The organism is Polynucleobacter sphagniphilus, from assembly GCF_029892205.1.
Lineage (GTDB): Bacteria > Pseudomonadota > Gammaproteobacteria > Burkholderiales > Burkholderiaceae > Polynucleobacter > Polynucleobacter sphagniphilus.
Genome location: NZ_JARXVX010000004.1, coordinates 99,448 through 119,095, shown reverse-complemented (window position 1 = coordinate 119,095; position 19,648 = coordinate 99,448). Strand labels below are relative to the sequence as shown.

Annotated in this window: 16 protein-coding genes; 1 reads left to right on the top strand and 15 read right to left on the bottom strand. The window is 46.1% G+C overall.

Annotated features, from left to right (window positions below):
* Positions 1 to 5 precede the first annotated feature (5 nt).
* The 5 genes from M2125_RS09445 to secA form a co-directional block, all read right to left on the bottom strand.
* Entirely contained in the window at positions 6 to 863 is an 858-nt protein-coding gene (locus M2125_RS09445) for an ATP-binding protein (RefSeq protein WP_277540581.1), read from the bottom strand.
* Positions 864 to 877: 14 nt separating this feature from the next.
* Positions 878 to 2,113, bottom strand: coding sequence for a bifunctional glutamate N-acetyltransferase/amino-acid acetyltransferase ArgJ (argJ, locus tag M2125_RS09440; RefSeq protein ID WP_076024698.1), 1,236 nt, complete (start codon positions 2,111 to 2,113; stop codon positions 878 to 880).
* A gap of 82 nt (positions 2,114 to 2,195) precedes the next feature.
* Positions 2,196 to 4,319 (bottom strand): xanthine dehydrogenase family protein molybdopterin-binding subunit, encoded by a 2,124-nt coding sequence (locus M2125_RS09435; protein ID WP_076024654.1) that lies wholly within the window; start codon positions 4,317 to 4,319, stop codon positions 2,196 to 2,198.
* A gap of 10 nt (positions 4,320 to 4,329) precedes the next feature.
* A complete protein-coding gene (locus tag M2125_RS09430) occupies positions 4,330 to 4,788 on the bottom strand; it encodes a (2Fe-2S)-binding protein (protein WP_076024653.1) in 459 nt (152 codons plus the stop codon).
* 149 nt (positions 4,789 to 4,937) lie between these two features.
* A complete protein-coding gene (gene secA, locus M2125_RS09425; protein WP_280742873.1) occupies positions 4,938 to 7,703 on the bottom strand; it encodes a preprotein translocase subunit SecA in 2,766 nt (921 codons plus the stop codon).
* A gap of 54 nt (positions 7,704 to 7,757) precedes the next feature.
* Between secA and M2125_RS09420 the strand changes: the two genes are divergently transcribed.
* Entirely contained in the window at positions 7,758 to 8,261 is a 504-nt protein-coding gene (locus M2125_RS09420) for a hypothetical protein (RefSeq protein WP_076024697.1), read from the top strand.
* Here the strand turns inward: M2125_RS09420 and lpxC are convergent, their stop codons facing one another.
* The 10 genes from lpxC to murD all read right to left on the bottom strand — a co-directional run bounded on the left by lpxC (position 8,262) and on the right by murD (position 19,648).
* Entirely contained in the window at positions 8,262 to 9,176 is a 915-nt protein-coding gene (gene lpxC, locus M2125_RS09415; RefSeq protein ID WP_076024696.1) for a UDP-3-O-acyl-N-acetylglucosamine deacetylase, read from the bottom strand.
* Between the two features lie 27 nt (positions 9,177 to 9,203).
* Complete coding sequence (locus M2125_RS09410) at positions 9,204 to 9,704, bottom strand: peroxiredoxin (RefSeq protein WP_076024651.1); 501 nt, start codon at positions 9,702 to 9,704, stop codon at positions 9,204 to 9,206.
* Between the two features lie 116 nt (positions 9,705 to 9,820).
* The gene (gene ftsZ, locus M2125_RS09405; RefSeq protein WP_076024650.1) at positions 9,821 to 11,158 is read right to left on the bottom strand and encodes a cell division protein FtsZ; all 1,338 of its coding nucleotides are present in this window, start codon (positions 11,156 to 11,158) and stop codon (positions 9,821 to 9,823) included.
* A 48-nt stretch (positions 11,159 to 11,206) separates the two neighbouring features.
* Positions 11,207 to 12,436 (bottom strand): cell division protein FtsA, encoded by a 1,230-nt coding sequence (gene ftsA, locus M2125_RS09400; RefSeq protein WP_076024649.1) that lies wholly within the window; start codon positions 12,434 to 12,436, stop codon positions 11,207 to 11,209.
* Positions 12,433 to 13,290, bottom strand: coding sequence for a cell division protein FtsQ/DivIB (locus M2125_RS09395; RefSeq protein ID WP_076024648.1), 858 nt, complete (start codon positions 13,288 to 13,290; stop codon positions 12,433 to 12,435). Before M2125_RS09395 ends, ftsA begins: the two co-directional genes overlap by 4 nt.
* Positions 13,291 to 14,280, bottom strand: a complete 990-nt coding sequence (locus M2125_RS09390; RefSeq protein WP_076024647.1) for a D-alanine--D-alanine ligase — start codon at positions 14,278 to 14,280, stop codon at positions 13,291 to 13,293.
* A gap of 13 nt (positions 14,281 to 14,293) precedes the next feature.
* Positions 14,294 to 15,730: a UDP-N-acetylmuramate--L-alanine ligase gene (murC, locus tag M2125_RS09385; protein WP_277540595.1), complete on the bottom strand. Its 1,437-nt coding sequence runs from the start codon at positions 15,728 to 15,730 to the stop codon at positions 14,294 to 14,296.
* A complete protein-coding gene (gene murG, locus M2125_RS09380; protein WP_076024645.1) occupies positions 15,727 to 16,800 on the bottom strand; it encodes an undecaprenyldiphospho-muramoylpentapeptide beta-N-acetylglucosaminyltransferase in 1,074 nt (357 codons plus the stop codon). Before murG ends, murC begins: the two co-directional genes overlap by 4 nt.
* Positions 16,797 to 18,068 (bottom strand): putative lipid II flippase FtsW, encoded by a 1,272-nt coding sequence (ftsW, locus tag M2125_RS09375; protein WP_277540598.1) that lies wholly within the window; start codon positions 18,066 to 18,068, stop codon positions 16,797 to 16,799. The genes murG and ftsW overlap by 4 nt, the downstream gene beginning before the upstream one ends.
* Entirely contained in the window at positions 18,065 to 19,648 is a 1,584-nt protein-coding gene (murD, locus tag M2125_RS09370; protein ID WP_076024695.1) for a UDP-N-acetylmuramoyl-L-alanine--D-glutamate ligase, read from the bottom strand. Before murD ends, ftsW begins: the two co-directional genes overlap by 4 nt.

The window sequence follows — 19,648 nt, the reverse complement described above, 5'->3', positions numbered from 1 at the left end:
CTATCTTAGGCTTGTGCACCAGCCCAATGCTTCGCAAACTGCCATGCAACCCTACCCGAACGTGAGCCTCGCTCTAAGGCCCATACTAAAGCTTCAGGACGAGCCGCTTCAACTTGAGCATCATTCAAGCCAAAATGCTTTAGCCAATGCGCCACAATCATTAAATACTCGTCTTGCTTTGGCGGATAAAAAGAAAGCCATAAACCAAAACGCTCCGACAAAGAGATTTTTTCTTCCACTACTTCACCTGGATGAATCTCACCATCATCGCTATGCGCATAACTCAGATTGTCTTTCATATACTCAGGCAAGAGATGGCGACGATTGGATGTAGCGTAGATCAAGGTGTTATCCGATTGCGCTGATACAGAGCCATCTAGCGCTGACTTCATGGCCTTGTACCCAGATTCGCCATCTTCAAAAGACAAGTCATCGCAAAAAATAATAAAGCGCTCTGGTCGATCCCCCAAAAGATCGGTGATATCGGCCAAATCAGCCAAATGCTCTTTTTCCACTTCAACCAGACGCAAGCCCTGAGAAGCGAATTCATGCAAGCTCGCCTTGATTAGTGAAGATTTTCCAGTGCCTCTAGCGCCAGTTAACAAAATATTATTAGCTGGTTTCTTATTAATGAAATTTCTTGTGTTGTCACGAATGGCATCGCGCTGACGATCAATATTCTGCAAATCATCAAAAGTGATATCTGAGACGTGTTTTACTGCCTGCAAATAACCGATGCTGCCAAAAATACTATCGCGACGGCGCCATCTAAATGCGGGGGATGACTGCCATTGCTCTTCGGTGAGCGGCTTAGGTAAAAATGTTTCTAAATGAGTGAGGAGTTGCTCTAATTTTTCGTTCATGTTTAATACATTCCTTATGAACGGTAATCTGCGTTAATCGAAACATAGTCATGCGAAAGATCACAAGTCCACATCGTTTGAGTTGCATTTCCGCGCCCCAAATCAATCTTTACCGTAATTTCAGACTCTTTCATCACCCTTTGACCATCAGCCTCTTGGTAAGACGGGTTACGGCCACCATCTTTTGCAACCCAAACATCACCAAGCCACATTTGAACCCGATTGACATCCAAGTCATCAATGCCAGCATAACCAATGGCCGCTAATATACGACCCAGATTCGGATCACTTGCAAAGAAGGCTGTTTTAACTAAAGGGGAATGGGAAACAGCCTTAGCCACTAAACGACATTCTTCCTGGGTCTTGCCACCAATGACTTCAATCGTCATGAATTTAGTAGCTCCTTCGCCATCACGTACAATCATTTGCGCCAACTTACGAGCCAATCCAAGCAAGGCATCTTTAACTACACCGTAATTTGGGTCAGTGACTGAGGCAATCTGCACACTAGATTGACCGGTAGCCATAATGATGAAGGAATCATTAGTAGAGGTATCACCATCAATGGTAATGGCGTTAAAAGATTGATCAGCCACTTCACGAGTAAGACTAGTCAGCAGGCCAGGGGCAAAACCAACATCGCTAGCAATAAAACCAAGCATCGTCGCCATATTAGGATGAATCATCCCGGCGCCCTTACAAATACCTGTTATGGTCACTGGACCAGCAGATGTTTGAACCACTACTGATGCTGCCTTAGGCTGGGTATCTGTAGTCATGATGGCTTCTGCCGCATCGAACCAATGATCCTCACCCAAGTTTGCAACTGCGGCTGGTAATGCCGACACAATTTTCTCAATTGGCAAAGGCTCTAGGATCACGCCCGTTGAAAACGGCAAGACCTGCTCTGGGTTTAAATTGAGATCTTTTGCTAGTGCAGCGCATGTTTCTAAAGCATGTTTCATACCGGTCTCACCAGTACCGGCGTTCGCATTTCCAGTGTTCACAACTAGGGCACGTATTTCCCCATTACGACCATCTTGAGCTAAATGCTCACGACATACTTGAACAGGCGCCGCGCAGAATCGATTGAGAGTAAAGACACCGGCAACTTGTGAGCCAGGGGCCAAGGTCATCACCAATAAGTCTTTTCGGTTTGCCTTTTTAATACCAGCTTGGGCAATGCCCATCTCAAAACCCTTTACAGGCTTAAGATCGTTTTTTTGGGGGAGAGGTAAATTAACTGTCATGATTGGATAATTGTAGATGAGGCACAAAAAGAAAGCGCACCCTTAGGGCGCGCTTTTCTGGATAGATCAGCCTAAAAGGCCATTACACCTTAATTGGTAGCTCCCTGATACGGTGACCAGTAGTGGCTGCAATTGCATTTACCAATGCTGGAGCAACCAAAGGAACCCCAACCTCACCTAAGCCACCCGGCTTCTCTTGGCTAGCAACTAAATGCACCTCAACTACTGGGGCTTGGTTCATCCGAATACTTGGGTAATCGTTGAAGTTATTTTGCTGCACTCGCCCAGCTTCAATAGTGATTTCATCATACAAAGCTGCACCTAAGCCATAAAGGATGCCTCCCGTCAGCTGCGCTTTTGCCTGATCTGGATGCACTGCTATTCCGCAATCTGAGACAAAAGTAATTTTCTTGACTTTGGTACTCGCAGCAACCGGATCTAACTCGATTACGCATGCTGAATAAGTGCCATAACACTCCATTTGCGCAACCCCAAAATGCTTGCTATTGGATTTATATCCAGACTTTTGCACAGCTAATTTCAAAACAGCTGTAGCTCTGGGCTCTTTATTAAGGGCAGCCAATCTAAAAGCCACTGGATCTTTACCAGCAGCTTTTGCCGCTTCATCCATAAAACTCTCCACTGCAAACGCATTAAGAGTATTGCTAACAGAGCGCCAATAACCCACTCGAATACCAGCATCTTCAATCACATTGCGAACTTCAAGATTCGGAATGTCATACGTTAAATTAGCCGAGCCCTCTGTCATAAAAGGGTCGTTACCGTCTTTGACAAAAACTGGGAAAGCTCTGGCAGTAACGGATTGAGAAACCATTTTGGCTTTTAGAGTGCTTAATTTGCCATCAGCCGTCAGGGTCGCATCCATATGATGCACGCTCATTGGACGGTAGAAGTCATGGGTAATATCATCTTCTTTAGTCCACAACAATTTAACTGGCATCCCAGCAGCTTTTGAGATTTCGGCAGCTTGGCGCACGAAATCCAACTCAAGTTTTCGGCCAAATCCACCACCCAAGAAAGTGGTCTCAACAGTAACGTCTTCTGTTTTTAAACCAGTTGCTGCAGCTGCAACCGCTTGCGAGCCTTGCTGAAATTGAACAGGCCCAATAATTCTGCACTTGCCATTCGCAAAGTCAGCCGAGCAATTGACTGGCTCCATGGTGGAGTGCGCTAGGTATGGCATGAAATATTGAGCACTCAGAGTGTTGCCTTTGCCCATATTCGCACTAGCATCACCTACCGCTTTAATAACTGCACCCGGCTTTGATAAACCAGCCTCAAGTTGTTTACGCATGCCTGCATTAGAAATGGTTGCTCCAGGGCCCTCATTCCAAGTAATTTTGAGTGCATCACGGCCTTTGCGCGCAGCATAGAAATCTTTTGCCAATACCGCTACGCCATCAGAAATTTGCACCACTTTGATCACACCGGATACCTTAATTGCCTCAGAACTATCAACTGTTAGTGGGGTGCCACCAATCACTGGGCACTGCGCTAGCGAAGCAATTGCCATACCAGGGATCTTGACGTCGATACCAAACACTGCTTTGCCTGCTACTTTGGCTGGGGTATCTAAACGACGCATACTTTGCTTACCAATCACCATGAAATTCGCTGGTGATTTCAGCACAGGTTTCTCAGGCAGTGGCAGCTTGGCTGCATCAGCAGCTAATTCACCAAAAGTTGCCGATTTGCCAGCAGGGCCAGTTACCTTGCCATTGAGCGCCTTACATTGATCGACAGAGACGCTCCAACGATTAGCGGCCGCTTGTACTAAAACAGAACGCGTAGCCGCTCCAGCAGTGCGGAGCTTGTCAAAAGCCTCACGCACTGAGGTAGACCCACCGGTAATTTGTCCACCCAATAATGCATTGATATAAACCGGCGCAACACCGGCAATCTCTACCTTCACCATCGATAAGGGCAAATTTAACTCTTCAGCAATGAGTGCAGGCATCGAGGTATATACGTCCTGACCCATCTCGGAGCGCGCACATATTAAGGTAATTTGATTATCTGGAGTAATGCGAACCCATGCATTTGCAAGGGCTGGGGCACTTCCTGCTCCAAGAGCAGCATCGCTAGCTAATGGGAGATACATCCCCAATACAAATGCACCACTAACAGCAGCACTGTGCTGCATAAATTGACGACGACTGGTGTTCTTTAAAGAATGATTTTTCATATTCGTCTCCTTATGCCAATTTATCTGCAGCGCGTTCAATCGCTTTTTCAATTCGCGCATACGTACCACAGCGACAAATATTCCCGCTCATCGCATTTTTAATTTCCTCTGGATTAGGCCGCTTCTTTTTTGCCAGCAAATCCGCTGCCGACATCATCTGCCCAGTCTGACAGTATCCGCATTGGGGAACATCGAACTCAATCCAAGAGGATTGAAGTGCTTGACCCATCTTCTGGGGCAATCCTTCCAGGGTAACCACTTTTTTGCCAGCAGCCGCCGAGACTGGTGTAGAGCATGAGCGAATTGCATTGCCCTCAAGGTGAACTGTACAGGCGCCACAAAGACCGGCACCGCACCCGTATTTAGGGCTCGTTACATCCAAGTGATCGCGCAAGACCCACAGAATCGGAGTTTGAGGATCGCCTTCAAATTGCACAGGATTGCCATTTAAATTAAAAGACACGGTCATATTGACTCCTTGATATTGATCTTGCTCTAGATAATGACAGATTTAAATTAAATATGCATGAACCTGCATCTAGGGATTTCACCAAAGTAAATGGCCTAGAAAAAATCTAGGCCATTTTTAATCTAATGCGGCGCACCAATTATTTGAGACTAACTTAAGGCGCCATGGCAATTCTTATATTTCTTACCGCTGCCACAGGTGCATGGGTCATTTCGTCCAACCTTCGGACCAGATCGCACTGGTGCTGGCGCAACTGAAATGGCAGCACCACGATCGCCTGTAGATCCAGCGACTTCTAATTCAGGATCTGCATGTTGATAACGGACATCTGTTAGGTTAGCCAAATCCTCATTCATTGACTCAGAGGCTTGATCCAACTCATTTGCACTCCGAATTTGTACTGTCATGATGTTTTTCACTACATCATTTTTGATGACATTTAAAAGCTCGCCATACAACTCAAAAGCTTCGCGACGATACTCCTGCTTTGGATCTTTCTGAGCATAGCCACGTAGATGAATACCTTGACGCAAATGATCCAAGGCAGCCAAATGTTCACGCCAATGACTATCTAAGCTATAGAGTAAAACAGAGCGCTCAAATCCAGCGAATGATGGGCGTCCAGATAATTCCACCTTGGCGTCATATGCCGCTTTAGCAGCTTCTAGTACACGATCGACTATTTGCTCATCATCCACACTTTGAGCATCTTCTACCCACTTTTGTAATTCGACAGTCAGACCCCATTCATTCGCCAAGAGATTTTCAAGACCGAGCAAATCCCACTGCTCTTCCATCGAATCTGCTGGCACATACAAGGCACAAAGAGTCCGTAGTACGTCTTCACGTAAGTTGGCCATCAAATCGCCAATATCTTCGCTCTCAAGCACTTCATTGCGCAGGCGATAAGTCTCTTTACGCTGATCATTCGCTACGTCGTCATACTCCAATAACTGCTTACGAATATCAAAGTTACGGCCTTCGACTTTGCGCTGAGCGGACTCAATCGAGCGTGTGACCATGCCCGCCTCAATCGGCTCTCCATCGGGCATTTTTAGGCGTTCCATGACCGCACGTAAGCGATCACCGGCAAAAATGCGCAAAAGAGAATCATCTAGCGAAAGGTAAAACCGCGAGGAACCAGGATCGCCTTGACGACCGGAACGGCCGCGCAGCTGGTTATCAATACGGCGACTTTCATGGCGCTCAGTACCAATAATATGCAATCCGCCAGATGCCAATACTTGATCATGCAAGCTCTGCCATTCATCTTGCAGGGTTTTAATCTTGGATGCTTTTTCAGCGTCAGATAAATTGGGATCCGCGTCGATTAAAGAGGATTGCTTACCAACGTTGCCACCTAAAACGATATCCGTTCCACGACCTGCCATATTGGTGGCAATGGTGATCATCTTGGGGCGACCTGCTTGAGCAATAATTTCTGCTTCGCGTTGATGCTGCTTAGCATTCAGTACCTGATGAGGTAATTTGCGTTGATCCAATAGATTGGCAATCAACTCAGAGTTTTCAATTGAGGTGGTTCCAACCAAAACCGGTTGACCCCGCTTGTAGCAATCCTCAATATCTTTGATTACTGCATCGTAACGTTCACGTGATGACTTATAAATCTGGTCTTGGCGATCTTTTCTTTGGCTAATACGGTTTGGGGGAATGACAACCGTTTCTAAGTTATAAATTTCCTTAAACTCATACGCCTCGGTATCAGCCGTACCAGTCATACCAGCTAACTTGCCATACATCCTGAAGTAATTCTGGAAAGTAATGGTGGCAAGCGTTTGATTCTCGTTCTGAATCGAAACACCCTCTTTAGCCTCAACAGCTTGATGCAAGCCATCAGACCAGCGACGCCCTTGCATTAAGCGGCCTGTGAACTCATCAACAATAATGACTTCACCATTTTGAACCACATACTGCTGATCACGATGATATAAAGTGTGTGCGCGTAGCGCTGCATATAAGTGATGCATCAAGCTAATATTTTGAGGGGAATACAATGAGTCGCCCTCAGCTAATGCACCTAACTCAACAAGCACTTTTTCAGCTTTATCGTGACCTTGTTCAGTCAAGTAAACCTGTTGGGATTTTTCATCCACCCAATAGTCACCCGGCTTTTCAACGCCAGTACCATCGGCTTTTTCCTCACCAATTTGACGCTCTAGATAAGCAGGTAAAGCATTCATCTTTACGTACAAATCGGTGTGGTCGTCAGCCTGTCCAGAAATAATTAAAGGAGTCCGAGCCTCATCAATCAAAATTGAATCAACTTCATCGACAATTGCGTAGGCTAGGCCGCGCTGAACACGTTGACCCGCATCCTGGACCATATTGTCGCGTAAGTAATCAAATCCAAATTCATTATTGGTGCCGTAAGTAATATCGGCCGCATAAGCCTTGTGCTTGGCAGTGTGCTCCATCTGGGATAGATTGACACCAACCTTCATGCCCAGGAAGTTATATAAAGTCGACATCCACTCAGCATCGCGTTGCGCCAAGTAATCATTCACAGTAACTACGTGCACGCCTTTGCCGGTTAAAGCATTTAGATAGACAGCTAATGTAGCGGTGAGTGTTTTACCTTCACCAGTGCCCATTTCAGCAATCTTGCCTTGATGCAAAGCAAGGGCACCAAGAATCTGTGCATCGAAGTGGCGCATTTTCATAACGCGCACACTAGCTTCGCGCACAACTGCAAATGCTTCTGCGGCAATATCGTCGAGCGTTTCTCCAGAATTTAAGCGAGACTTAAATTCAGCCGTTTTTGCCTGAAGTGCTGCATCATCCAGTGATTGCAGGCTTGACTCAAAAGAGCTAACCTTAGCAACAACTTTGCGATACTGTTTTAAGAGGCGGTCGTTACGACTGCCGACCAGGGTTTTAAGAAGACCGATTACCATGGGATATTGAAGAAAATTAAGTCCTTGAGTTTATCACTCGCAACCTCTTTTTATATGAACTTTCACCCTAAGACCAAGCAGACCAAAGCAGCCCATGAATGGCTTGATTACCTACGAGAATCCGAGGGTCTTGGGGGTATTTTGGCCAAAACAGAGGATTTAGCTAAGCTCAAGTTTGCTTTGAGTCGGGCCTTAAGTACATTTAATTTGGAGCATTTCAACCCCAAAATTGAGGCTGGATGGCGCTCAAGCGGGGAAAATGAGCTTTTCTTGCTGGTTTCGAATGCTAGTATTGCCAATCGTTTACAGCAGATTTTACCTAGCTTAATCAATGAGTTAGCCAAAAATGGAGTGAACTGCCGGGCGATAAAGGTGCGCCTGAAACCTCCATCAGCAACCTGGGAAGTAAAACCTGGTTCAGGCCTAAAGCAAACTAGAAAACCACAGGGTTTTAATGAAATTGCGCGCAAAGCCTGGGAAAACCTGAAAAATCAACTTGAGCCAGATTCTGAGCTGCGCAAAGCAGTTGAGCGTTTACTGCAGAGCAAACCTAAATAATTAGAAAAAGAGGGGTTGACTCTCTTGGGCATAGGCGGCAGGCGCCTTATTTTCGGGAAACGAGCTAATTTCGTATGCGCTCGGATCTTCCAAAAGCTTGCGTAACAGAGCGTTATTGAGGGCATGACCCGACTTGATGGCGGTATATGCGCCCACAATGGGGTGCCCAATTAAATATAAATCGCCAATGGCATCGAGAATTTTATGTCTTACAAACTCATCGTCATAACGCAGCTCTTCGTTATTCAAGATGCGATGTTCATCTAGAACGATGGCGTTATCCAAGCTTCCGCCACGCGCTAAACCCATCTCACGGAGCGCTTCAACTTCATGAGCAAAACCAAAAGTGCGTGCACGCCCAATTTCAACTCGGTAGGCATGTTCTGCAAAATCGACAATGAATCTCTGCCCCGTCTTATCTACTGCAGGGTGTTTGAAATCAATTGTGAAATCGAGCTTAAATCCAAAGAAGGGCTCAAGACGAGCAAGTTTATCGCCCTCACACACCTCTACTGCTTTCTTAATCACCACAAATTGACGGGGAGCATCTTGCTCGACAATACCAGCAGACTCAATTAAGAATAGAAATGAGGCAGCACTTCCATCCATGATGGGCACTTCTTCACCATCCAGCTCAATTAATAAATTATCAAGGCCTAAGCCAGCACATGCTGAAAGCAAATGCTCTACCGTAGAAATACGTATCCCATCTCTTTGAATCACGGATGCTAAACGGGTATCGCACACTGCTAAAGCGGTTGCCGGAACAACGGGCTGATCTGGCAAATCAACACGCACAAAACAGACCCCTGCATTAATGGGCGCAGGCTTAATTGTAATGGTTACCTTGCGCCCTGAATGCAAGCCAATCCCCACGGTCTTCACCGGTGTGGCGATTGTGCGTTGCTTCATCATCATTTATATTAAAGTGGTTGAGATTGATTAAAGCTTTTTCAATACAGAAGCAGCATCACTCACTTCAAACTTACCCGGAGCTTCGAGATCTAGTGTTTTAACAACACCATCTTCAACGATCATGGCATAACGCTGTGAGCGCACACCCAAGCCGCGAGAAATCAAATCAAATTCCATACCAATTTTTTTGGTGAACTCAGCACTACCATCACCAAACATACGGATCTTATTGCCGACGTGTAAATCACGGCCCCAAGCACCCATTACAAATGGATCATTGACAGAAATACACCAAATCTCATCAACGCCTTTCGCCTTGATTGCGTCAAAGTGCTCAAGATAGCCAGGCACATGCTGAGCAGAACAAGTTGGCGTAAATGCACCAGGTAATGCAAAAATCACAATTTTTTTACCGGCTACTAGCTTTTCAACTTCAAATGCATTGGGCCCCAAAGAACAGCCTTCAGTTGGCTCATTCAAAAATTCATAGAGGGTGGCATTTGGTAACTTTTGTCCGACTGCAATCATGGGATCTCCCAGTAAATAGTTGTTGTTCGTAAGTATGCCAACGCAAGCGCGGGATTCGTCGTCCGGAGGGGCGCCGCGCTGGCATTTCGCAACTATCTATTGTATTGAGCTGTTACTTAATCTGCTTGTTTACGTAAAAAGGCAGGAATCTCGTAATAATCAGCCCCTTTATCCAACATGGTTTTTGCCTGAGGTGAGCTATCAGCGCCTAGAGTTGGAGCAGCTGCAGTATCACGTGAACTACGGAATACGCGTGGCAAATCATATTGACTGTAATCAACACCAGTAGAAGCTGGTTGAGCAGCGGCTGGAGCAGCGCCAAATCCGGTCATTGCTAAACCAGCACTAGTACCTAATGCTGAGTCATTTACACCTCTACCGATTGCAGCAGCTGCACTGGTAGGCGCAAAACTGTTCAAATCAGCCATGGTTGGCATCGCATCATGTGTACCAGTCGCTTGCCTCCAAACCACTTCGGGTTGATTGCTTTGCCTAGCTTGAGGATTGTTTAAACCAGTTGCCACTACAGTCACGCGCAATGCATCACCCAAGCTATCGTCATACACGGTACCAAAAATAACTGTAGCATCATCAGCAGCATAGCCGCGGATCGCAGCCATTACTTCACGTGTTTCAGATAACTTCAAGGAACGACTTGCAGTAATGTTGACCAACACACCGCGAGCACCAGATAAGTCGACGCCTTCTAACAATGGCGATGCAACGGCAGCCTCTGCAGCCAAGCGCGCACGATCCATGCCAGAAACAGTAGCAGTACCCATCATGGCTTTACCTTGCTCGCCCATCACGGTTTTTACGTCTTCGAAGTCGACGTTAATCAAACCTTGAACATTGATGATTTCCGCAATGCCTGAAACAGCGTTATGCAATACATCATCAGCACATGCAAATGCTTTATCAAACTCAGCATCTTCACCCATCACTTCAAAGAGTTTCTCATTGAGAACAACGATGAGCGAGTCAACATAGCTCTCTAATTCAGCAGCGCCTCTTTCTGCCACTTTTAAACGCCTAACACCTTCGAAGTCAAATGGCTTACTAATCACACCAACCGTCAAAATACCCATCTCTTTTGCTACTTGGGCTACGATTGGGGCTGCACCAGTACCCGTACCGCCACCCATACCAGCGGTAATAAATACCATGTGTGCACCTTGCAGAGCATCTGCGATCCGAGCACGCGCTTCTTCAGCGGAGGCCGCACCGATTTCTGGTTTAGCACCAGCTCCCAGTCCGCTAGAACCCAGTTGCAAATTCACAGATGCCTCTGAACGCACTAAGGCGCCAGCATCGGTGTTCATGCAAATGAACTCTACGCCGTTTACACCGCGACGAATCATGTGCTGGACTGCATTGCCGCCAGCGCCTCCGACTCCAACCACTTTGATAATGGTTTTGCCAGCTGTTTCTTGATCTAACATTTCAAATTCCATATACCCTCCTAGGTAATAAATTTACTACATTGACGACGACGAAAAAACTTAAAAATTTCCTGCAAACCATTCCTTCATGCGCGAGATCACTTCCTGAAATGCGCCTGACTGAGAAACACGACGGCCACGCAATAGTTGTGCCTGACCTTCCATTAATAAACCAATGCTGGTAGCAAATCTTGGGCTGCGTAATACTTCATGTAAATGCCCGCGATACTCTGGTGTACCAATACGCGCGGGGCGTAAGAAGACTTGCTCAGCCAACTCAACCATGCCAGGCATTAAAGTAGTTCCGCCAGTTAAGACCACTCCAGAAGAAACCATATCTTCATAGCCTGCATCTCGCACCACACCGCGGACCAAGGTAAATAACTCTTCAACGCGCGGCTCAATCACAGCGGCTAAGGCTTGCTTGGACATAGGTCGTGGCTCACGGTCTCCGACTCCAGGAACATCAATCATGGCGGTTGGATCGGCCATATCTTGGCGAGCAATACCATGCTGAATTTTCAAATCTTCCGCATCAATCGTGGGAGTGCGCAAAGCCATAGCAATGTCATTGGTGATTTGATCTCCAGCAATTGGAATGACTGCTGTATGACGAATAGAGCCCTGACAATAAATAGCAATATCAGTTGTACCGCCCCCAATATCTACCAACACAACACCGAGCTCTTTTTCATCTTCGGTGAGAACTGCCAAACTCGAAGCTAAAGGCTGCAAAATTAAGTCATTGACTTCAAGGCCGCAACGACGCACACATTTCACAATATTTTGGGCGGCACTGACTGCACCAGTGACGATATGAACCTTGACTTCTAAACGCAGTCCACTCATACCAATCGGTTCACGGACATCTTCCTGACCATCAATAATGAATTCTTGAACGAGAATATGCAGAATTTGTTGATCAGTAGGAATATTGATTGCTTTAGCAGTCTCTAATACACGCTCAACATCCCCAGGGCCTACTTCTTTATCCCGAATAGCAACCATGCCACTGGAATTGAAACTAACAATATGGTTTCCAGCAATCCCCGTAAATACCTGAACAATTTGACGATCAGCCATTACCTCAGCTTCTTCTAATGCCTTCTGAATAGATTGCACGGTTGCTTCAATATTGACGACAACCCCCTTTTTTAGTCCCTTAGAGGCGGTTTGTCCAACACCGACCACATTAAATTGGCCATCTGGGCCCAATTCAGCAACCAAGGCAACCACCTTTGAGGTGCCGATATCTAAACCAACCAATAAATCGCGATTGTCTTTACTCATTTACTTGTGCTCACTTTTTTACTATCGACATCGTTCTTTTTTAAATTAGCAGCCACTAAATGCACTGCAAATCCATTTGCATAACGCAAGTCCACTGCATCTACACGATTAGCCCATTTATCCTGTACCTGCGGCCAATACTTAAAAAGACGTGCAACCCGCTCTTCGGTAAGCGACTTATCAGAACTCTCTTCATCCCTACCAAATTCCACCTTCATGCCATTGGATAACTTAATGTGCCAGGCATAGCGATCTGACAAGGCCAAACTAGTTACCTCAGCGCCCCATGGCTTAAACCAAGCATTTGCTTTTTCATATAAACGCATTACTTCTTGGCTAGCATCATCAGGCCCAGAAAAATCAATTAGCGTGAGCTCATTGGCCACTTCGCTTCTATGCCCGGGAAAGATTTCACCGTGAGTATTCATTAGCGTGTCTCCATTTACACCACCCCAGGTGCCAAATGGTTTTTGCTCTTCAATACTGATAATCAGTCCGTTTGGCCATACCCTTCTTACATTGGCGTGTCTCACCCAAGGAAGAGACTCAAAACCACGCTTTACATCCTCTAATTTCACACTAAAGAAATTACCTTGCACTGTCTCGAGGACTTCTTGTTTGACTGCTGAACGATTGATATGTTGCAAAGTTTGTCCCGCTACTGGCTCAATTTGAACTTGACGCAAAGCAAATACGGGGCGCTGACTCAGCCAAACCAAAATACCAATACAAAGCATCACTGCAAAACAGCGCAATAAAAAACGGCTGAGCTTTTGCATCCGCTCAGGATGATTCCAAAGTGGCGACATCAGCGAGGCAAATACCTCTCCGGAGCGGTTCAGGAAGCTACTCATTTACTTAGCACCCACCTTATTTTTCAAAGTAGTGCCCAATATCCAAAGTACGAGATCGGCATATTCCACACCCGATGCTTTTGCAGCCATTGGGACCAATGAATGTGATGTCATTCCAGGTGAAGTATTCATTTCCAATAAATAAGGCTTACCAGTTTTTTGATCCAACATCACATCTGCCCGACCCCAAGTTCTACAACCCAGAGCGCGATAAGCTGCTACAACCAGCTCTTGAACGGCCAAATTGACTTCTGGAGCTAAGCCGGTAGGGCATAAATATTTCGTTTCATCTGAGAAATACTTGTGATGAAAGTCGTAATTTGCCTCTGGAGGAACAATTTTGATGACTGGCAAGGCTTCTGCATTCTCACCTTCACCCACAATAGGACAAGTTAACTCGTCACCAATAATGCAAGTCTCGGCAATGACCTTCTTATCTAAGCCAGCAGCCAATTGATATGCGGCTGGTAATTCCTCTACCGTTCTAACCTTTGTTAAGCCCAATGAGGATCCCTCATTTGCAGGCTTCACGATTAAAGGTAAACCCAAGTGCTGAGCAACCGCATTCCAGTCACTCTTGGCAGTAAGCTCTTCGTACTGAGGGGTAGATAAATGATTGCTGAGCCAAATTTGCTTTGTAACAATTTTGTCAATTGCTAAAGCAGATGCGAGCACCCCACTGCCGGTATAGGGAAGATTAAGGAGCTCCAACAAACCCTGAATCGTCCCATCCTCACCATAACGGCCATGCAAAGAAATAAAGACACGATCAAATTTTTCTTGGCTTAACTCAGTGGGGCAACGAAGACCCGTATCGAAGGCATGAGCATTGACACCCTTTGAAAGTAGCGCCTCTAAAACACCGTTGCCAGACATTAAAGAAATTTCTCTCTCGCCAGAGCGACCGCCCAATAAAACACCCACCCTACCTAAGGCTTGAATATCTAGCTTGGCTAAATCCTCTTTGACGCGCTCACCCCAAGATTTCATCGAACTAGGCAAATTAGACATTTTTAGCCTCCGACAGTGTATGGGGCAAAGCAGAAATAGAACCCGCCCCCATCGTAATCACAACATCACCATTTTGCAAAATTGCATGTAACTTTTCTGGCATCTCAGCAACAGAAGGAGCAAATGCAACTGCTTGGGAATCCAATAATGACTTTGCATTCTTATCAGTTGTGAGAGCGGCTTTCATCAAGCTCTTGCCATCTGCTCCAGTAATCTGTGCTTCGCCTGCTGGATAAACCTCTGTCAAAACCAAAGCATCAAAATTGCGCAAGACTTGAACGAACTCACCGAAGCAATCGCGCGTGCGTGTATATCGATGTGGCTGGAAGGCCAAAACCAATCTGCGTTCAGGATATGCCCCCCGGGCAGCCGCTAAAGTGGCAGCCATTTCTACAGGATGATGGCCATAGTCATCGATCAAGGTGTAACTACCACCAGATGCCAGAGGAATATCACCATAGCGTTGGAAGCGACGCCCTACACCATCGAACTGGGATAAAGCCTTGATAATGGCCTCATCACCTACACCTAATTCAGTAGCAATAGCAATTGCAGCTAGTGCATTTCGTACATTATGTAGGCCAGGCAGATTGAGTTGAATTTCTAAGCGGCCTGGCTGATTTCCATGTCTACGAATAGTGCGACGATCAACCGTGAAATGCATCGTGGTGCCGTCTGCTCTCACATTCGAAGCACGAATATCAGCGTTTTCAGATAACCCATAGCTCAGAATGGACTGCGATACAAATGGAATAATATCTTTGACATTGGCATCATCAATACACAAAACTGCAATGCCATAAAAGGGCATCCGCTGAATAAATTGGACGAAGGCCTGCTTTAACCGAGCCATATCATGCTGATAGGTATCCATATGATCGGCATCGATATTCGTCACTACCTCCATCGCAGGAAATAACTGCAAGAATGAAGCATCTGACTCGTCGGCTTCAACCACAATGAAATCGCCCTGCCCTAAACGTGCATTTGCTCCGGCAGAATTCAGTTTTCCACCAATCACAAAAGTAGGATCTAGGCCGCCTTCTGCTAATACAGATGCAACCAAACTAGTGGTAGTTGTCTTGCCGTGAGTCCCCGCAATTGCAATCCCTTGCTTTAAGCGCATCAACTCACCCAGCATGACAGCGCGCTGAATGACCGGCACCTTGGCTGCGCGAGCCGCCAGAACCTCGGGATTATTTCCTGCGACAGCAGTAGAAATCACAACAGCCTCTGCAGTGCCAATATTTTTAGCGTCATGGCCAATATAAATTACGGCACCAAGCTCACGCAAACGTTTAGTGGAGATACCCTCAGATAAGTCGGAGCCGGAAACTTGATACCCTAAATTTAGCAAGACTTCAGCAATACCGCTCATGCCGGCGCCACCAATTCCTACAAAATGAATTTGCTGAACTATGTGCTTCATAGACTGACTCCGGCGCATTGTGCACATACTTCTGCAACTCGCTTTGTGGCATGAGGCTTTGCTAATGCATGAGCATATTGAGCCATCTGTTTGAGAGCACTGCGATCAAAATGTTGAATCATTAAAGCCAGATCTGTTGGATTGAGATTGTTTTGGGGCAATAAAATGGCTGCTTTTGCATCTGATAAAAATCGTGCATTAGCAGTTTGATGGTCATCAATTGCAAATGGAAATGGAATCAAACAAGAAGCAACGCCACAAGCAGCTAACTCTGAAACAGTCATCGCCCCAGAGCGGCAAATAACTAAATCTGCTTGGCCATATGCTGCTGGCATGTCATCTATAAATGCACGTACATCAGCCTGAACACCCAAGCTTATGTAGCGCTCCTGAAGCTCTGCCAAATGTTTTTCTCCAGCCTGATGAATGACGACGGGACGTGACTCGAAAGGTATTAAAGCTAAGGCGGCTGGAATCGTCTCATTTAATGCGGCTGCACCTAAGCTGCCACCTACCACCAAGAGTGCCAATCTTCCTTGACGTTGCTCATAGCGCACTGTAGGTGTAGCTAATACATCAAATACTTCTCGTATTGGATTACCAACCCACTCAGCGTTTTCCATCGTATTAGGGAAGCCTGTCAATGTGCAAGTTGCTATTTTTGCCAAAACACGATTGGCGCTGCCAGCCACAGAATTGGCCTCATGCAGCACTAGAGGACGCTTCAATATTTTAGAAACTAAGCCCCCTGGGAAGGTAATGTAACCACCCATACCCAAAACCACATTTGGCTTTAAGCGACGCATAATTTTCCAACTTTGCACAGCCGCACGGAATAAATTTATGGGCAACATCAACTTGGTTTTTAAGCCCTTACCACGCAAACCACCGAAGTCTACCGCTTCAAATGGAATATGGTGCGCACTCACCAGGCGATACTCCATACCGCTTGGATTACCAAGCCAAGACACTTTCCAGCCACATGTGCGCAAATAGCTTGCAACTGCTAAGCCGGGAAAAATATGTCCGCCAGTTCCACCAGCCATTACCAATATAGAGGGTTGAGTCATAACTTCCCTCCACGCATCAATATACGGTTCTCATAATCAATACGTAGCAACATTGCAATAGCTACTGCATTCATCACAATGCCAGAGCCGCCATAACTCACCAAAGGCAAAGTTAACCCCTTAGTTGGTAAAAGGCCTAAGTTCACGCCCATGTTGATAAAAGCTTGCCAACCAATCCAAATCGCAACGCCCTTCGCAGCTAAACCAGCAAAACTACGATCTAACTGCAAGGCGGTGCGACCAATTAAGAAGGCGCGACGCACAATCCAGTAGAACAAGAAAATGATGACAACTACACCAACAAATCCCAACTCTTCACCTATCACGGCCATGATGAAATCAGTATGGGCCTCAGGAAGGTAATGCAGTTTCTCCACACTTCCACCCAAGCCAGTGCCAAACCATTCACCTCGGCCAAAGGCCATCAAGGAATGGGTTAGTTGGTATCCCTTATTAGCTGCATTATTTACTTCCCAGGGATCCATAAAGGCTAACATCCGACCCCTACGGAAAGGTGACAAGGCAATCATCGTTGCGCCACTCATCAGGCCAACGACTAATAAACCACCAAATAATTTGGCATCAATGCCGCCCAAGAACAAGATGCCAAAGGCAATTAAAGCAACCACCACAAAGGCACCCATATCGGGCTCTGCCATTAATAGACCACCCACCAATGCCACCGCAATACCCATTGGTAACATGCCCTTAACAAAGGAATGCAAATACTCTTGGCGCTGAACTGTGTAAGTAGCAGCAAAGATAACGGCAGCAAATTTCATCAGCTCAGATGGCTGAAAATTCATAATGCCCAAAGGGATCCAACGCTTTGCACCATTGACACCTTTGCCCAAACCGGGAACTAAAACGGCAATCAAGAGCAACACGGTAAAACCAAAAATAATCGGGGAATAGCGATCCCATACTTTTGATGGAATCTTAAATGTCCAAATACCCACGCCAATAGCGATCACTAAAGAAACAACGTGTCGAATCAGGAAGAAATTACTACTGTAGTTTGCGTATTTGGGACCATCAGCTAAAGTAATAGAGGCGGAATACACCATGACCAAGCCAATGAGTGTCAGAGACAAGACCGCCCATACCAATAACTGGTCGTACTCCATCATGCGTGAACGTGTTTGCTCCACTCCAGACACAGCATCGCGTAAACCGCTGCGGAAATTATCGATACCGCCTCTAGAGAAATTCCAGAAGCGTCCGAGACCCAAACGGTTTTCAGGGAATAGCTTATCTTTTAGACTCATGCATGTACCCCATCAAATCGCATTGCTAATTCCTGCACTTCAGATGCGAATACTTCAGCACGTTCAACATAATCACGAAACTGATCCAAGCTTGCGCATGCAGGTGATAGCAGCACAATATCTCCAGACTGGGCCTGCAAGGCTGCTGCTTTGACAGCCTCTGGCAATGTACCGCTCATTACGCAAGGTATAGCCTCACCCAGAGCGCCACCAATGGCAGCGCCATCTTTACCAATGAGAAAAGTGCCTTTTACAAAACGCATTGCCGGATCACGCAGTGGACTGAAATCCTGACCTTTGCCATCGCCACCAGCAATTAACCAAATACGCTTACCTGCTTCGCTATTGCCTAAGCCATTTAGCGCTGCAACAGTGGCACCCACATTAGTTCCCTTACTGTCATCAACATATTCCACGCCTTCGATGATGGCAATACTCTGAACACGATGTGGTTCACCTTGGTAGTCACGTAAACCATGCAAGAGCATATTCATCGGTAGCCTAGCTGCTCTTGCTAATGCAAGCGCTGCTAAAGCATTCAAAGCATTGTGTCGACCTCGAATACGTAATGCATCTGCAGGAATTAATCTTTTTAAACGCAAAGGTTCATCTTCAACAATGGCACTCTTGCGGCGTCTTTTGGGTTGAGGTTCTAATTCCTCATCCACTTCAGCCCATACCAGCCAATCAATTCCGCCAGCACGCAGATCATGTTCAATGCCAAAAGCGCCCTGCTCATCGGGACGACTAGATCCAAAAGTCACGATGGATCTATCGGTCTTTTGAGCCTCTGAAATTAAACCCATTACTAATGGGTCATTGCGATTCAGAATGCAAATGGTATTCGGACCAAATATATTTGCTTTAGCGTTGGCATATGCCTGCATATCCCCATGCCAATCCAAATGATCCTGAGTGAGATTCAAAATTGTGGCTGCAGTCGCATTGAGCGAATGGGTATGAAGTAGCTGAAAACTAGAAAGCTCAAGCACCCATACATCTGGCATATCTTCTATTTGATCCGCACCATCCAAGGCGGACATCAATCTATCTAATGCGGCCGGACTAATATTGCCAGCAACTGCAACCTTCTTGCCAGCACGCTCACATAGGCGCCCTGTTAAAGCGGTAGTTGTAGTCTTACCATTCGTACCAGTAACAGCCAAAATAGCTGGTTCATATTTGCTGTCATGGGCCTGGGCAGTCCGGCCCATGGCCGCAATTGCTCTCGCAAAAAATTCAATCTCACTCCAAATATCAATGACTTCTTTTTGCGCTTGGGCCAAGAAAGATTGGGTAGGCTCTTGAATAGGCGATAAACCTGGACTAATACCAATTACCTCAACATTAGCCAAAAGAGACTCATTGAATACACCAAAATGCGCAGCTTGCAATCCAGCAAATTCAAGTTCACCAAGCCAGGCTAACTGACGGGGGCTTAACTGCTCGCGAGCACGGGTATCAACCAATGAAACTTTCGCGCCATTGCGTAAGCACCACTTTGCCATAGCAACACCCGACTCACCCAATCCCAGTATGAGGAAATTGTTAGGAGCCTGATAACCCTCATCATTTAGCAT